This window comes from Deinococcus betulae (genome assembly GCF_020166395.1).
GTDB lineage: Bacteria > Deinococcota > Deinococci > Deinococcales > Deinococcaceae > Deinococcus > Deinococcus betulae.
Genome location: NZ_JAIQXU010000040.1, coordinates 1 through 15,072, shown reverse-complemented (window position 1 = coordinate 15,072; position 15,072 = coordinate 1). Strand labels below are relative to the sequence as shown.

14 protein-coding genes are annotated in these 15,072 nt (G+C 65.4%); 9 read left to right on the top strand and 5 right to left on the bottom strand.

What is annotated here, in order from left to right; all coding sequences use genetic code 11:
* Positions 1 to 42: 42 nt before the first annotated feature.
* A complete protein-coding gene (locus tag K7W42_RS20760; RefSeq protein WP_224577118.1) occupies positions 43 to 1,872 on the bottom strand; it encodes an arginine--tRNA ligase in 1,830 nt (609 codons plus the stop codon).
* Positions 1,873 to 2,226: 354 nt separating this feature from the next.
* On the opposite strand from K7W42_RS20760, the gene K7W42_RS20755 reads away from it, so the two are divergent.
* On the top strand, positions 2,227 to 3,528 hold the full coding sequence (locus K7W42_RS20755; RefSeq protein ID WP_224577116.1) for a hypothetical protein: 1,302 nt from the start codon (positions 2,227 to 2,229) through the stop codon (positions 3,526 to 3,528).
* Positions 3,529 to 4,018: 490 nt separating this feature from the next.
* On the opposite strand, the gene K7W42_RS20750 is transcribed toward K7W42_RS20755, so the two are convergent.
* Positions 4,019 to 4,933 carry a transglutaminase-like domain-containing protein gene (locus tag K7W42_RS20750; RefSeq protein ID WP_224577113.1) on the bottom strand — a complete coding sequence of 305 codons (915 nt, stop codon included), beginning with the start codon at positions 4,931 to 4,933 and terminating at the stop codon, positions 4,019 to 4,021.
* Positions 4,934 to 5,032: 99 nt separating this feature from the next.
* On the opposite strand from K7W42_RS20750, the gene K7W42_RS20745 reads away from it, so the two are divergent.
* The gene (locus K7W42_RS20745) at positions 5,033 to 7,075 is read left to right on the top strand and encodes a thioredoxin domain-containing protein (protein ID WP_224577111.1); all 2,043 of its coding nucleotides are present in this window, start codon (positions 5,033 to 5,035) and stop codon (positions 7,073 to 7,075) included.
* 136 nt (positions 7,076 to 7,211) lie between these two features.
* Here the strand turns inward: K7W42_RS20745 and K7W42_RS20740 are convergent, their stop codons facing one another.
* The 3 genes from K7W42_RS20740 to prxQ are packed head-to-tail and all read right to left on the bottom strand — an operon-like array spanning position 7,212 to position 9,065.
* Complete coding sequence (locus tag K7W42_RS20740; RefSeq protein WP_224577109.1) at positions 7,212 to 7,853, bottom strand: GNAT family N-acetyltransferase; 642 nt, start codon at positions 7,851 to 7,853, stop codon at positions 7,212 to 7,214.
* Positions 7,854 to 7,860: 7 nt separating this feature from the next.
* Positions 7,861 to 8,553 (bottom strand): ribose 5-phosphate isomerase A, encoded by a 693-nt coding sequence (gene rpiA, locus K7W42_RS20735; protein ID WP_224577107.1) that lies wholly within the window; start codon positions 8,551 to 8,553, stop codon positions 7,861 to 7,863.
* Positions 8,550 to 9,065 (bottom strand): thioredoxin-dependent peroxiredoxin PrxQ, encoded by a 516-nt coding sequence (prxQ, locus tag K7W42_RS20730; protein WP_224577104.1) that lies wholly within the window; start codon positions 9,063 to 9,065, stop codon positions 8,550 to 8,552. Before prxQ ends, rpiA begins: the two co-directional genes overlap by 4 nt.
* Positions 9,066 to 9,421: 356 nt before the next feature.
* On the opposite strand from prxQ, the gene K7W42_RS20725 reads away from it, so the two are divergent.
* The 7 genes from K7W42_RS20725 to K7W42_RS20695 form a co-directional block, all read left to right on the top strand.
* On the top strand, positions 9,422 to 9,976 hold the full coding sequence (locus tag K7W42_RS20725; RefSeq protein ID WP_224577102.1) for a dihydrofolate reductase family protein: 555 nt from the start codon (positions 9,422 to 9,424) through the stop codon (positions 9,974 to 9,976).
* A gap of 125 nt (positions 9,977 to 10,101) precedes the next feature.
* Positions 10,102 to 10,764, top strand: a complete 663-nt coding sequence (gene deoC, locus K7W42_RS20720) for a deoxyribose-phosphate aldolase (RefSeq protein WP_224577100.1) — start codon at positions 10,102 to 10,104, stop codon at positions 10,762 to 10,764.
* Between the two features lies 1 nt (position 10,765).
* Positions 10,766 to 11,419: a Maf family nucleotide pyrophosphatase gene (locus K7W42_RS20715; protein ID WP_224577098.1), complete on the top strand. Its 654-nt coding sequence runs from the start codon at positions 10,766 to 10,768 to the stop codon at positions 11,417 to 11,419.
* Complete coding sequence (locus K7W42_RS20710; protein ID WP_224577096.1) at positions 11,416 to 12,195, top strand: rod shape-determining protein MreC; 780 nt, start codon at positions 11,416 to 11,418, stop codon at positions 12,193 to 12,195. Before K7W42_RS20715 ends, K7W42_RS20710 begins: the two co-directional genes overlap by 4 nt.
* 10 nt (positions 12,196 to 12,205) lie before the next feature.
* On the top strand, positions 12,206 to 12,748 hold the full coding sequence (locus K7W42_RS20705) for a rod shape-determining protein MreD (RefSeq protein WP_224577094.1): 543 nt from the start codon (positions 12,206 to 12,208) through the stop codon (positions 12,746 to 12,748).
* A complete protein-coding gene (locus K7W42_RS20700) occupies positions 12,745 to 14,784 on the top strand; it encodes a penicillin-binding transpeptidase domain-containing protein (protein WP_224577092.1) in 2,040 nt (679 codons plus the stop codon). Before K7W42_RS20705 ends, K7W42_RS20700 begins: the two co-directional genes overlap by 4 nt.
* A 97-nt stretch (positions 14,785 to 14,881) precedes the next feature.
* A partial coding sequence (locus tag K7W42_RS20695; RefSeq protein WP_224577090.1) for a hypothetical protein occupies positions 14,882 to 15,072 on the top strand: 191 nt, incomplete at its 3' end.

The window sequence follows — 15,072 nt, the reverse complement described above, 5'->3', positions numbered from 1 at the left end:
CGGGGCGATTGATCTTCGCCCCGCTCCTTTCTGCAGACGCTTTTACATCGCGGCTGGAATCTCAATCCCAATCAGGCCCAACGTGTCTTCGAAGGCGGCGCGGAGGCGCGCGACCAGCGCCAAGCGCGCTTCTCGCAGGCCTTCGGGGCTCTGCAGAACGTTGGTAGCGGGCTTCCCCTGCTTGTCCTTGGCGTTGAACCAGGCGTTGAAGGTGGTTGCTAAGTCGAGAGCATACTGAGCGACTCCGTGCGGTGAATGCAAACGCACCGCCTGGGCCACGATTTCGGGCAATTTGGCTACCTGCTTAGCTAAGATCAAGTCAACTTCGGGCACCGCATCCCAGTTAGCGCCTGTGCCGTCAACGGAATAACCTGCTGCCTGCGCCTTCCTCAGTATGCTGGCCGCGCGCACCGCTGCGTACTGGATGTACGGCGCGGTGTCGCCGCTGAGGCTGCTGGCCTTCTCAAGATCAAAGTCAAAAGAGCGGCTGGGCTCGTTGCGCAGCATGGCAAAACGCAGCGCCCCTACACCAATGCGCCGGGCGATTTCCTGGGCGTCGTCGCGGCCCGCCAGCTCAGGGTTTTTCTCGCTCAATTCAGCAAAGCCGCGCTTGCTCGCTTCTTCCAGCGCCGTGTCCACCGCCAGCGTAATGCCTTTGCGCCCGCTGATGGTCTGACCATTTAAATTCACAAACTCGTAGCTCAGGTGCACCGAGCGGGCTTCTTTGTCCGTCTCGCCGGCCACGCCTAGGCTACTTTTCACCAGCATCTGCGGATGCTTCTGGCGAGAGTCAATGACGTTGATGACCTCGTCCGAATGTCCAAAGCGCCTCTCTGTATCGGGCTGACCGTCGGGGGCACTCGTCCAGATGGCATGCCCGGCGGGATCGGTCATGAAGGGCTTAAACTTCATGCCTTCAAACAGCCCAAATTTCCAGAACTGATAGCCAATGTCCTTGGCCACGTACATGGCGGTGCCGTCGCTGCGGCGCAGCACCACGTTCGATTCCTCTAGGCCCGGCATAAATTCCTGCACGTTCATCACGAAGGCGCCGGCAAACTTGCCTTCGGTGGGGTGCGAGGTGTAGCGGCTGCCTTCCAGAATATTCATGGCCTGCGCCAGAAAGCCGCTGCCCACCACATCCGACTCCCAGACCAGCAGGTCGTACTGCGCGCCGATGCGGAAACAGGTTTCCAGCTGGGCCTTAACGGTCTGCTCGACCTTGGGCCGCAGGGCGCCCTCTTCCAGCTTGTGCATGACGTCGCGGATGCCTGCCTCCAGCCCTGCCTTGGCGGGGTCGGCGTTCAGCTGAACGTACCCCTCGCCCAGCCAGTGGTCGTACTTCTGCGCGCCGTTCCATTCGCGGCCGTAGTGGGTCATAGCAAACAGGCTCTCGGCCGCCTGCCGGCCCGTGTCGTCAATGTAGTTCTGGACTTCAACGGTGAAGCCCGCTGCACGGAAGATGCGGGCCATAGAGTCGCCCAGGACCACGTTGCGCAGGTGGCCCACATGCAGCTCCTTGTTCGGGTTGACGCTGGTGTGCTCAATGACCACTTTGCCGCCCCGGGCCGGCATAGCAAAGGGCGTGTCGACCACACCGCTCACGAAAGCGGCGGTGTCCACGAAGAAATTTAGGAAGGGGCCGGCAGCTTCCACACGGCTGATGCCCTGCGGCAGTTGCACCGTCTGGGCCAGGGTCTGCGCGACCTGCACCGGGTTCTGGCCCAGGGCTTTGGCCATCTGAAAGGCGGCTGGCGTACCGTAATCGCCCGGTTTATTCGCCGGGGTTTCCTGAATGGCCGCTTCGAGTGGCGCGCCCATCTGGGCGGCGGCGGCCTCGACAGCGGCTTTAAGGTGTGCCTTCAAGTCCATAACAAAGAAGTGTAGCAGCGCAGAAGGGACGCAGGACTGAGCGTGGGCGCCGCGACTGATGTGCTCCCGGCTCAACGTCCTGTGGCTACTCCCATCAATGACTGGCTGGGGTTGGCAATCACTCAGCTCTTTCCAGGTGTGAAATTAGCCCTGTGACCAACTATCACCTTGTTTCTGTTCGGTGCTTTCGCTACAGGGCCGGTAGGCCAGACAATCGTTGGAGATTAGACCAGCAATTTCGCGGCCTATGCCTGGATCAATGGTTAGGACAGTTTTCGCGGAGCATCCTCATCTCCGCAGGACACGATCAGGATGGCGTGCCAGCATGGTGCAGCTCATATCTACGAGGTGCCCATGAACCGGATTGCTGCTCTGCTGCTCGCTCTTCTTCCTTCCACGGCCTTCGCCACCGACCTACGCATCTACCCGCAGTTCACGGAGGTTCAGGCGCCGATCCCAGCGAGAGAACTAACCTTTCCGTTCGCTCAGTGGCGCTGGATTCAACCGGCCAGTTTTGCGGTCATTGGGGCGGCGCCTGCGGCATTCGTGTTACAGCCGGCTGAACTCGACTGGCTGCGCACCCAGGAGGGCGAGCGCGTGACCTGGACCAGCGCCGGCCAGGCCCCCGTGCCAGCAACCCTTGAGCGCGCAGAGGATCTGCTGCTGAAACTGACATCTGGCGAGTATGTTCACGCGCAGCGCAGCGAGCTGGCCTTCAGCACCCTGCCGCCCCTGCAGGGTAGCGTGACCCTCCGCCTGAGTGGAACCAATGCGGCAAACAATGCCAGCCTCGTGTACCGGACGCAGGCGCTGGTCTGGCGCCCCCGATATGAACTCAATCTGAACGGCGCGGCGGCGAGTCTGGCCGCCCTGGCGCAGATCAGCAATTTTAGTGATCAGGTGTTTGGCGCCCAGAAAGTGGACCTCTTTGGGGGCAGTGTCCTGCAGCAGAATCAGGCCTATCCCCTACCCGTGACACCGGGGGTCGCCAGCGAACAGCAAATGGCGACCAGGACGGGCACCACCACGGCCGCCATGTCTGTCTCTGACACCGCAGGAGCGGGTCAGATCAACGTGGTGGGTGAGGTGAGGGGTCTGCAACGCTACGCCCTTCCCGGAGGCCTGACAATCGGACGGGGCGAGAGCCGCACGCTGCCTTTCCTGAAGCCCCAGATCAGTGGCTTTACGCGGTATGCCAGCGTTCAGTCGTACTTTGAGCCCCAGAACCGCTCCGGGCAGACCAGCCGCCGCTATAAGTTCACCAGCTCGCTCTCGCTCCCGACGGGACTGGTGGATGTGCGGGAGAACGGTCTGCTGGTGGGAAGCGTGCAACTGCCAGCCGTGCAGGCGGGCACCCTGGTGGACCTCGACCTGGGTGTGGACCCAGAATTGCGGTACGCAAAGACGGTCAAACGCACGGGGCAGCAGAAGGACGGGCAGGGTCGGGTGATCAGCAGCACCTACCAGGTAACGTACGCGTTCGTGAGCACGAAGGCCAGCACAACGAGGGTAAGTGTGCGGGAGCAGGTGTATGGGCGCAGTGTGTGGGTGGATGGGCAGGCGCCTCAGAATGGGCAGGTCAGTTTCAGCCGGCAGGCGGACGTTCCGGCCAGAGGAAAGGCCAGCCTAAGGTTCACGCTCAAGATCATGAATTGAGGGCGTAAGGCGGACACCCAGCAGCGCGACGCCACTGCGCTCGGACAGGTCCAAGTCTGGCGCTAGAGGCCCACGCGAACATGGCCCTGCTGATATCGAACCTTGCCGAGAATGGCCAGGGGCTGGTGTTTCACCTGAAAGATACGAAGCGCAGGGTCCAGGGCGCCTCGTTTACCGCAGTGATAGTGTCGCAACTCCGTCTAGCCGTCCAGTTTGAAGCATGAGAAACCATGCCGTCCAGACCGCTAAATTTCAGCTTCAAAGCGGCCTCAACCTGTCCGAACCAGTGCTGGATACTGCTGTGTACCCTCCAGGCCTTTCGGTATCGCCCTGCTGACTCTGATCAAGATGTGACAGCAGCTCCTCCCTGCACGAGGAGACTGGGCGGCATCTGGCCGCCCTTAGTGTCCTGCCTTCTCTAACCGCCTGGAACCTGGGCAAGACAGTGGTGACACACCCCTCCACGAATCTGGATTCACCTGCTCCGGTTCTAGAAAATTCGTGGATTCGGAGGCGTATCCAGCGTCATGTCGAAGCTCGTTTCGTCGGCCCAGACTTTCATATGGGTTAGCTTGGCGCTACCGAAAGTGGTCGTGAAGGCCACGTCGCTGGCGTCCCGCCCCTGCGCGATCAGAATACGTCCGGCGCGCGGTTTGTTGTGGCGGGCATCAAAGGTCCGCCACTGACCGTCCAGAAAGGCCTCGAACCAGGCGTGAAAGTCCATCGGCACGGGGTCCGGCGCGATGTCAATGTCGGGCATGTAGCCGCAGACATAGCGGGCCGGGATGTTCAGCGCGCGGCAGAACGCCACGCCCATATGGGCAAAATCACGGCACACGGCGCGCTTGCTGTCCAGTGCCTGCCGAGCGGTGGTCGCGCTGGTCGAGCCGTAGCCGTACACGCATTCGTCAAACAGATGATCGCTGATGGCCTGCACCTGAGCCCAGCCGCCCTGAATGTGGCCGAAGCGCTCCCAGGCCTCGGCACTGATCAGGTCACTGTCCACGTACCGGCTGGGCAGCAGGTAGGTGATGGTGTGGTCCGGCAACGCCTCTACAAGTGTTTTGGGCAGATGGGGCAAGACCGGATCGGGGAGGCGAGTCGTTTCGGCAATCAGGTCGTGGCCGATGGTCAGGGTGCCGGGCTGAGCCAGTAGGCGCCAGACGCGGTTGCCATGCGTGTCGGTGTAGGTGTGAATGCCCTCGGCGGCGCCCAGGGGCCGCTCGGCGACGATGCGCTGGCGGGTGCCGGTGGGTTCCAGGCGGTCGACGGGCTGCACCACAAACAACATGGGCGTGGGGTAGGGCACTTCAAACGTGAGCGAAAACCCCGCGCGCACTCGGACGGGGTTTGAAAAATCAGCGGTCTGGGACTGATCGGGAGAAAGCTGGTCGGGCGCGGCCATACGCCTCAGTCTGCGGTGCCGCGTGCCTGAGATGGGTGTGAAGACTAGCCGGGACAGCGTTCATGTTGGCCCCGTAGGCGGCCGGGCTAGGCTGACGCCATGAACCGCCTGTCGCAAGAAAGCAGTCCGTACCTCCGTCAGCACGCGGACAACCCAGTGGACTGGTGGCCGTGGGGCGAAGCCGCTTTTGCCGAGGCGCAGCGGCGCGACGTCCCGGTGCTGCTCTCGGTGGGCTACGCCACCTGCCACTGGTGTCACGTCATGGCCCACGAAAGTTTTGAGGATGAGGCGACGGCCGAGTACATGAATGGGCACTTCGTCAACGTGAAAGTGGACCGCGAGGAGCGGCCTGATGTAGACGCGGTGTATATGGCCGCCACCCAGGCCATGACCGGGCAGGGCGGCTGGCCCATGACGGTGTTTCTGACGCCAGCAGGCGAGCCGTTCTATGCCGGCACCTACTTCCCGCCGCGCGACGGCCACGGCATGCCCAGCTTTGGCCGGGTGATGGCCAGCGTGGCGCACGCTTGGAACAATGACCGTACTAAATTGCTCGGCAACGCCCAGGCCCTGACCGACCACATCCGCGAGGCGACGCGCCCCCAGGCGGGTGAGACCGAGGTAACCCCGGACGACATAGAACGCGCTGTGAGCAACCTGCGCCGCGTCTTTGATGACACCAACGGCGGCTTTGGCAGCGCGCCCAAGTTTCCCGCGCCCACCACGCTGGACTTTCTGCTAACCCGCCCCGACGGCCGCCTGATGGCGCTTCACACGCTGCGGCGCATGCTGGCGGGCGGAATCCACGACCAGCTGGGCGGCGGCTTTCACCGCTACAGCGTAGACGGGCAGTGGCGCGTGCCGCACTTTGAAAAGATGCTGTACGACAACGCGCAGCTGACCCGTACCTTGCTGCGGGCGTACCAGGTGAGTGGTGACCCCGCCTTTGCCGACGCCGCGCGCGGCACGCTGGCGTACCTGGCCCGCGAGATGCACGCGCCGGATGGCGGCTTTTACAGCGCCCAGGACGCTGATACTGAAGGCGTCGAGGGGCTGACCTTCACTTGGACCCCCGCCGAGATCGAAACCGCCTTAGGCAGTGCAGAAGACGCCGCTCTGGTCTGCCGCCACCTGGGCATTGAGGACCCCGGCAATTTTCACGACCCCCACCGCCCCGACGCCGGGCGCCGCAGCGTGCCGTTCGTGGCTGTGAGCGTGGCTGAGCTGGCTGCACAGAGCCAGGAATCTGAGGAAGCCGTGCAGACCCACCTCAACAACTTGAAAGCGCGCCTCCACCTCCTGCGCCAGGGGAGGCCTCAGCCGGGCACCGACGACAAGGTGCTGACCTCGTGGAATGGGCTGGCGCTGGCGGCCTGGGCCGACGCCGCGCGGATTCTGGGTGAAAAGGCGTATTTAGAGACCGCACAGCGCACGGCACAGTTTCTCCACGATCAGATGCGCAGTGAGGCAGGTGGGCTGTATCACGTCTGGGCTGGCGGGCAGGCGCGCGTCCAAGGCCTGATGGAAGACCACGCGCTGGTGGGCCTGGGGCTGGTGGCGCTGTTTCAGGCGGACGGCGACGAGCGCTGGCTGACTTGGGCGCGTGACCTGTGGCAGGTCTGCGTGCGCGACTTCTGGCAGGAGGATGCTGGGGTCTTCCTGGCGTCCGGTGGCCAGGCCGAAGCCCTACTGACCCGCCCCGCCCCCGGCTTTGACAGCGCGGTGCTGTCCGACAACGCCGCTGGAGCGCTGCTGGGCCTGTGGATGTACCGCTACTTTGGCGATGACGCCGACGCCGTGAAGGCTGGGCGCGTGCTGGCCGCCTTCCGTGCCGACATGCTGGCTGCGGCCGGAGGCTTCGGGGGCCTGTGGCAGGCCGCCGCTTTCTGGCACGCCCCGCACACCGAACTGGCCATCCTGGGCACCTCAGAGGAACGCGAGAACCTGGAGCGCACCGCTGCCCGCTTCAGCCTGCCCTTCACCGCGCTGGCCTTCAGTGAGGCAGGCGGAACACTGCCCCTGGTTCAGGAGCGGCCGGGCGGCGGCACTGCCTACCTCTGCGTGAATCACGCCTGTGACCTCCCCACGCATGACGCCGCCACGCTGGAACGGCAGCTGGAAGCGCTGGGAGAGAAGCGGTAGCACCCAAGGTCTCCGAGGGACGGACTCTCAAGGCCGCTGGGGGAGTTCAGGTAGGGCGACGCAGCAGCCCACATCTCAATGACCTGTGAATGAGCCCCGACTTCCTGCCCACCAGCCGGCAGCTAGAGCCGTGCGGTCAGGGCTCAGCTGGATTCAGGGCCTTGGTCAGGCACAGGTGCTCGGCGGGATGGCTCAGCCAGGGGGTCCACAGCGGCGTGACCTGCCGGGCCGCTTCCGTGAAACCCAGCCGGGCGTACAGCCGTAGAGCAGCGGCATTTTCAGTGGTCGTGGCCAGTTGCACGCCGGGCACTCCAGCTCCGGCCAGCACCTGCAGGTGGGCGCGCAGCAGGCCCTCTCCGGCCCCCTGGCCCCGCGCCTGCGGCAACAGGTTGAGGTGGAGGTGGGCCGGAAACCGCCCGGAGTCGGCGTGAGGCCCTGGCCAGCGGGCGGCTCGCCATAGGTAGGGCCAACCTGTTCGTAGGGCCCGCAGCTGCCACGCTTGTTGCGCCACGACCCGCAGCACCGCGCGGCGGTACAGCAACGGCGACGGCGAGCCCAGCACATAGCCCACCACCTCTGGCCCCTGCTGCGCCACGAAGCCGCCGAAGCCGCCGCCCCGGAAATACGGCCCCACCCACAGCGCCGCAAAGAGCGCCGCGTCACGAAAGTACCGCGCGGCGCTGTCCCCAAAAAAGCCGGTCTGGTAGGCCACCCGCCCCACCGCCGCCTCGTCACTGGGCCTGACCGGACGCAGGACCACAGCAGGACCAGGCGTCATAGGCGGCTCAGCGGCCCTGAGGGGTCAACTCGGTTACGCCATCAGGCGCCGCCACAAACGCGCGCTCGGCCATTCCCAGGAAGAGGCCGGTGTCTACCACGCCCAGCGTCCCTTTCAGGGTGCGCTCCAAAGCGGCGATGTCCTGCTCCGCCGGAATCTGCGCGTCAAAGATGTAATTGCCGTTGTCGGTGACGTACGGCTGCGCGCCGTTCTGACGCAGACGACCTGCCGGGAGCACTTCTCGCAAGCGCTCAATGGTGCTCAGAAAGCCAAAACGCGCAATCTCAATGGGCAGCGCCGACTTCTCCCCTATTCGCTCGACCAACTTGGTGTGGTCGGCGATCACGATAAAGCGCCGCGCCTGCACTTCGGTCAATTTCTCGCGCAGGAGGGCACCGCCTAGGCCCTTGATCAGGTCGAGGTTCGGAGCGATCTCGTCGGCGCCGTCAATAGCGATGTCCAGCGGGCGGGGGTCCAGCGGTTCAACGGGAATGCCCACCTGGCGGGCCAGGGCGTCGCTGGCTTCGCTGGTGGCCACACCGACGATGCCGCTCAGTTCGCCGCTGCTGAGCTTGCGGCCCAACTCCTCAATGGCGTATTTGGCGGTGCTGCCGGTGCCCAGCCCCACACGCATCCCGCTCTCGACCAGGGCCACCGCGCGCAGGGCAGCTTCCTTCTTCAGGGCCTCCAGGTCGCTCATGCTTGCCCCTGGGCCGCCCGGTCTTTCTCGATGGCGGCGGCCACATGGTCGGCGTGGCCATCCACCTTGACGGCCAGCCAACTCTTGACCAGGCGGCCATCTGGGCCAATCAGGAAGGTCTGGCGCTTGATGCCTTCGGTGACCTTGCCATACATATTTTTCGTGCCATACGAGCCAATTTGGCGCAGGAACGCGGCGCCGTCATCACTCAGCAGCGGAAAAGGCAGGCTGTATTTCTCAGCAAACTGGCTGTGGCTCTCGGCGTCGTCGGCGCTGAGGCCCAGAATAGCCGCCCCGTGCCCCTTCAGCAGGGCATTGTCACGGAAATCGCAGGCTTCTTTGGTGCACCCTGGGGTGTCGTCTTTGGGGTACACATACAGCACGACGTAGCGCCCGCTGTAATCGGTCAGCCGGTGGGTCTGGCCCTGAGCGTCGGGCAGGGCGAAGTCGGGAAAGGGCTGGCCAGGTTGCGGGACACTGGTCTGGGTGTCGGTAGGTGACAGATCGGTCATGCGGCCAGGGTAGCGCGAGGAAGATCAGGCGCGTCCGGCAGAAGGAGTCTGGGGCAGTGCCGGGGGGCAGAGGACAGCATCGTCCCTCGCCCTTCAGGTCAGCTAACGTCGGGCCCGTGGTGTCGTCCCTAGCGGAGCCCCTCCGCCTTGAGAGTAGACAGAGGCGCGTCATCCAATAGACCAAACAGGTGCCTGGACCACCACTTGTGCTCCGGCTTAGCCCTGCCCAGCTGCTCACACTGAGGCTTGAAGCCAAAGGAGCGGCCACAGCGCCAGTTCACCTTGCACAGCGGCCCGCCCAGGCAGAACAGAGCCGAGGCGGCCAGGTATGCTGCACCTCTACTCTGGGGGACAACATGGCGAAAGTGGTGTTTGGCATGACGATGTCACTGGACGGCTTCATCAACGACGCCCACGGGAAGGTGGGCCTGCTTTACCCAGACCTGAGGGCACTGGGGCAAAGTCAGGTCATGCAAGAAGCGCTGCGCACCACCGGCGCGGTGGTGATGGGCCGCCGGACCTTTGACGCACCGGGCGATCCCGACAGTTACGCCGAGGACTATGAATTTCAGGTGCCCATTTTCGTGGTCACTCGGCGACCACCCGAAACCAAGCCCAAAGAGAATGACCGCCTCCGCATTACGTTTGTCGGGACCCCGGAAGACGCGGTGCGGCAGGCCAAAGAAGTAGCCGGAGAGCAGGACGTTGTCGTGGTCGGCGGCCCCAGTATCGGCCAGCACCTCCTGCGGGCGGGCCTGGTGGACGAGTTGCAAATCGGTGTGATGCCGCAGCTCCTGGGCAGCGGGCAACGGTTGTTTGAACACCTGGCGGATCTCTCCATCACGCTGAAAAAGACGCGGCTGATCGAAACCGGCCAACGGACTGACCTCTACTTTTCCGTAGAGCGCTGAGGCAAGCCGTTGTCTCTAGCCGACGACTCGCCGGTCAGCCTGAGCGCTTGACGGCGAACCGTACTGGCCTCTCCTCCACCTTTCGGTTCAATCTTTCTTAAGGGAAGCCCGGTATTCTGGGGGGCGTGAAGCTTGCGCCGTACATTGACCACACCCTCCTCAAAGCCACCGCCACCCGTGCAGAGATCGTCCAACTCTGCGCCGAGGCCCGCCAGAACGCTTTCTACGCTATTTGCATCAATCCGGTGTACATCCCCCTGGCCAAAGCGGAACTAAGCGGCAGTGATGTCAAGGTGGCCACCGTGTGCGGCTTTCCCCTGGGGGCGGTCAGCTCCGAGCAGAAAGCGGCCGAGGCGCGGCTCAGCGTGCAGGCAGGTGCTGACGAAGTGGACATGGTCATTCACATCGGCGCAGCCCTGGACGGCGACTGGGCAGCCGTTGAGGCCGATGTGCGTGCGGTGCGCGGAGCCACGGAAGGCGCGGTGCTGAAGGTCATCATTGAAACCTGTTACCTGAATGACGAGCAAAAGCGCGCGGCCACCGAAGCCTCGGTGCGCGGGGGCGCCGACTTCGTGAAGACCAGCACCGGCTTTGGCACCGGCGGCGCCACCCTGGACGACGTGCGCCTGATGCGCGAGGTCATTGCAGGCCGCGCCCAGATCAAGGCGGCCGGCGGCGTACGCACCGCAGATGACGCCAAGGCGATGATTGAGGCGGGCGCCACCCGCCTGGGCACCTCGGGCGGGGTGGCCCTGGTGGCCGGCGAGCGCATGGGCGAGGGGTATTGAAGTGACCTCAGAGCAGTCCGGCACCGCCCAGGGCGTGCCGGCGGTGGTGCTGGCGTCCGGCAGCCCCCGGCGGCGCGAGTTGCTGGGTGGGCTGGGCGTCACCTTTACCGTGCAGGTCAGCGGCGAACCAGAGGACAGCCCCGAGACCGACCCGGCGCGGCTGGCCGCCGAACTGGCGCGGCTTAAGGGGCGCGCGGTGGCCGTACATCATCGCAGCGCGGTGGTGCTGGCCGCCGATACAGTCGTCGCGGTGGGCGGCACCCTGCTGGGCAAGCCAGCCGACGCCGCCGAGAACGCCGCTTTCCTGCGCCAGCTCTCGGGGCGCACCCACGAGGTCCTGACCGGGGTGGCGGTGCTGCACGCAGGCCAGGAGCAGATAGAGGTGGCGCGCACAGAGGTCACGTTCCGTTCCCTGTCTGCCACCGAAATCGAGTATTACGCCGCCACCGGCGAGGGGCTGGACAAGGCCGGCGGATACGGCGTGCAGGGTGTGGGCGCCGCGCTGATTGAGCGCCTGAATGGCGAATACACCAACGTCGTGGGTCTGCCGCTGGGCGTGACCATCCGGCTGCTGCGGGCCTGCGGCGTGCCGGTGTGGGGCGCGCTGGAGCCTGACCCTCTGGCGACCGGTCTTCTGGAGACGGGGGGAGCATGAAGGGGCGGGCCGCGCTGCTGACCGTGCTGGGACTGCTGGGCCTGAGCATGGTCACCACGCGTTTTCAGGTCGTGGCCCCCACGGCACTGCGGGCCGGCACCGCGCCGCTGACCCGCCTGTCGGTGGTGGCGGCCGATAATCTGCGCCGCGCCGTGCTGACCGTGACCCAGGAACGTCAGCGCGCCGGACAGATGGCAACGCTTCAAAAGCAGAATGACGCGCTGCGCCAGCGCAACGAACTGCTGACGCGCGAGGTCTCGCGGCTGCGGCAGGTCGTCAAGATCACGACCACCCAGGCTCCTAACGCGCTGGGCATCGCGCAGGTGGTGGCCGTGGACCCCAGCCCGCTGCTGGCGCGCGTGGACGTCAACAAGGGGTCGCGCGACGGGGTGCGGCTGCGCATGCCCGTCACGGTGCCGCGCGGGCTGGTCGGCCAGGTCACGGGGGTCAGCGAGACCCGCGCCACAGTGCTGGCCCTGGTGGACCCCGAAAGCAGCGTCGGCGTGACCCTGCAGGGCAACCGGGGCGGGCGCGGCGTGGCGCGCGGCGTGCCCCCAGACCGTCTGCGCGCCGAGTTTTCGCGCTCAGTGCCCATCAAGCCCGGTGACGTGCTGGTGACGAACAGCCTGGGGGGGGTCTTTCCGGTGGGGATTCCGGTGGGCACCGTGGAAAAGGTGCTGCCACTGGGCGCCAATGACATTAACCGCACCGTGATTGTCAAGCCGGCGGTGGATGTGGGCGTGGTGGAAGACGTGACGATTCTGGAGGGGTTATGAAGGTGGCGCCGTGAGGTACGACGCCCTGCGCCCCGCGCGGGGGCCAGCCCGCTGGGTGCGGGTTCTGGGCTACGCCGCGCTGCTGCTGCTGGTTCAGAGTGCCCTGTCGCGCCTGGCTGACGCGGCGGGTGTGCCGGCCCCCGACCTGTTTCTGCTGACCGGCGCGGCGCTGGCGTGGCGCCTGCCCCCGGTGTGGGCACTGACCGGCGCCTACGCAGTGGGCCTGGGGCAAGACGTGTTGGGCGGCGGCGTGCTGGGCCTGCACGCGGCGGGCGTGATGGGCGGCGCGCTGCTGGCGCTGGGCGTGCGGCGCTACGTGGTGGACTCGGGGCCGTTTCAGGCGCCGCTGACCGTGCTGCTGGCGCTGGCCGGGCAGTGGCTGGTCTTCTTGCTGCTGACCTACTGGCTGCGCACCGATCTGGTCACCGCAGACCTGCTGCGCGCCACCCTGCCCCCGCTGCTGTTGGGCACACTGCTGGTGTTTCCGCTGTGGGAACGGGCCGTGGTCTGGGCGTTTGGGCCACGGTCTGGTCCAGAAGAGGGCCTGGCATGAGCCGCGCAGGCGACCTCATTGACCGCCGCACGCGCGTGCGGCGCCGTGCGGCCAGCCGTAAGCGGACGCGCGCCAGAGAGCGCCAGGGCGGGGCGCGCATCGGATGGATCACCCTGGGCTTCAGCCTGTGCCTGCTGGGGCTGGGGGCGCGGCTGTACCAGTTGCAGGTTGTGCAGCATGACCAGTACGCCGTGCAGTCGGTCAGCAATTACCAGCGCGACGAGACCCTGCGCGCCCTGCGCGGCGAGATTCGCACGCGCGACGGCGTGCTGCTGGCCACCAACCGCCTTGCCGTGGACCTCGTGTACACCGGCCGCCGCAACCCCAAGGACCCCGAGCAGGCCATTCCCGCCTGGGCCAAGATTGTGTATCTGGCGGGCATCAAGGGTGACGTATTGAAGGGCGGCCAGCCCCGCGAGCCCAATTTCGAGCGCGAGACCGAAACGGTCCTGGCGCGCAACATCCCGCAGGATAAGCTGGCGGCCCTGTACGAGTACACCGTGCTGGTGCCCAGCCTGGAACTGCGTGAGCGCCTGGAACGGGTCTACCCTGAAGGCAAGATGGCCGGGCACCTGCTGGGCTACGTGCAGGAAGCCAGCGAGGCGCAGGTGGCCGAAGGCGGCTACGCGCCCGGCGATCTGGTGGGCCGCTCCGGGCTGGAATACAGCCTGCAAACGACCTTGCAGGGCAAGAACGGCCTGCGCCGCCGCGAGGTCACGGCCAGCGGCAAGCCACAGACCGAGCGGGTCATTGACCCCGGCACCAAGGGCAAAGACGTGACACTCAGCATTGACTCGCGCCTGCAACTTGCCGCCGAACGGGCGCTGCGTGAGGGTCTGGCGGATGTGAACGCGGGCCGCGCCAGGGCAGGCAAAGCCGCCGAGCCGTACACACGCGGCGCCATCATCGCCATTGACCCACGCACGAATGAGGTCCTGGCGATGGCCAGCAGCCCCACCTACGACCCCAACTGGTTCTCGCGCGTGCCCAGCCCCGACCCCAAAGCCAAGAACTGGGCGATTGACCCCAACCGCCCCCTGGCCGAACTGGACGCCGTGACCAGCAACCGTGTGGTGCAGGCGTACAACCCTGGCAGCGTCTTCAAGATCGCCACGACCCTGATGTACGTGGAGAAGTGGGGCAACTTTACCCTGCCATGCAACCCGGTTTATTACTACGGACGCACGGCCAAGCGAAACTGGGCACACTACAGCCTGGGCATGGTGGACGGCCGCCTGGCCATCTCTTACTCCTGCAACCCCTGGTATTACCACTCGGCGGCGCAGGTCGGCCCAGAAGCCTACGCCCGGCAACTGAAAAGCCGCCTGACCGAACTGGGATACAACGGCCCCACCGGCCTGGAACTGGTGGGCGAGAAAACCGGTTTGCTGATGACGGCCGACGAGTACACCAACCCCGCCGCGCCCTGGTATCCCGGCTTTGGCCTGAACATGAGCATCGGGCAGGGCGACGTGCTGGTCACGCCCGCGCAGGTGGTATCGGTGATGTCCACCATCATCAACAATGGGCAAAAGCGGCCCCTGACGCTTCTGAAAGCGGTGAGCGGCCAGCCGCAGCCGCGCAAACCTGCGGTCAACGTGGTCCGACAGGGCAACACCGATGTCTTCAAGTTCGTGCAAGACGGCATGAGCGGCACCACCGCCGGCACCCGCTACGGCACTGCCCAGCACGAGATTGGCCCCACTCTTTTTCCCGTGAGGACAGGGGGCAAGACCGGCACAGCTGAGAACGGCCGTAGCTTCCACGATGGGCTGGCCTACACCCACGCCTGGTATGAGGGCTACGGCCCGCTGGGCAACCCCAATTTCGCGGTCGTGGCGTTTTTCCAGAACGGCGGCGAGGGGTCGGGGCCAGCGCTGAAAGCCGTCAAGAAAATGTTCGCCGAGCGCTGGTGCGTCAGTCTGAATGAAGCGGGCAGCGCCCTCCCCCTGGCCACCCAGCAACCCTGCACTGGCGACCTGGAGCAGATGCACAAGGTGTACAAGATTCGGGCGGCAAGAACAGCGAAACAGTAAATCAGCGCCAAATAGGCAAGCCATCTGACGCTAGATGCTGCTAATAGCAGGTGACTTTAGACGACAGCACTGCTGGTCCGCTCTAGGCTGACTTCACATGATGCGTGCCTCTCTGGCTGTGGCAGTTTTGTCGACTCTGACAGGCGCCTGGGCCATCACTGTGCCGCCCGTAACCTCTCCCAGGCTGCCGGCCACCGGGAGCAGCGTGCAGGCGCTGGTGCCGAGCGGCTGGGTCACCGAACAACGTCTGAGCGCCGACTTCAACGGCGACCGGCTCGATACCCTGTT